This window comes from Vibrio sp. 1069, assembly GCF_033340555.1.
The window spans coordinates 1-645 of sequence record NZ_JAWOWP010000491.1; the positions used below are offsets into that span (position 1 = coordinate 1).

Annotated in this window: 1 pseudogene; it reads right to left on the reverse strand. The window is 37.8% G+C overall.

Annotated features, from left to right (window positions below):
• Positions 1–431 precede the first annotated feature (431 nt).
• Positions 432–645: pseudogene (locus R7040_RS27345) on the reverse strand (molecular chaperone TorD); the annotation flags it as partial.

A 645-nucleotide genomic window follows, 5' to 3' on the forward strand; every position in this document is an offset into this window, starting at 1 on the left:
TGTCCTGTATCGAGCTACTTAATACCGTAGTGAATACAACCATACGCTTAGTTTTTTGCGCAAACTAAACACCACAACAACAGTAGTGTCTATTCTAGTAGGCAGCGGTTGTACCGAAATCGGTATAAAAAGATTTGTAGCAACTTGGTTGAAGGTACTCGGCTTCCTACTAAATATGAGGAAGTGGTTATCAACCTATTAATAAAAAACAAAAACCGCTATATTTCAGCGGTTTACATATAAATCATATTTAATCGTTTGCGCTCACATTTTAGCCCTATGTGGGCTGACTGGCAATATTTTCAGCAAGAGTTTTGTGTATTTGAAGTCACATTTTGACTGCTAAATGAACGAACGTCTTTGAGCCAGATTAAAAGCAAGCGAATAAAATAGGGAGCCCGACAGGCAGGCTCCCTAAAAATAGGCGGTGATTATTCACCAAGAAGGTAAGCGCTGTCCAGTTTACAAAATGCAATTAATAGTTGCGCAACGCTTAAGTAGAAGCCAAATTCATCAAATTGCTTACATTTTTCAGCAAATTTTGGCAACCAAGACATGAGTTGATTTTGGATGAAGTCATTTTGTTTAACGAAAGCCTCTTCCATATGTTTTTCTTGCTCTAACTCATTTGAGCGAATGATCATG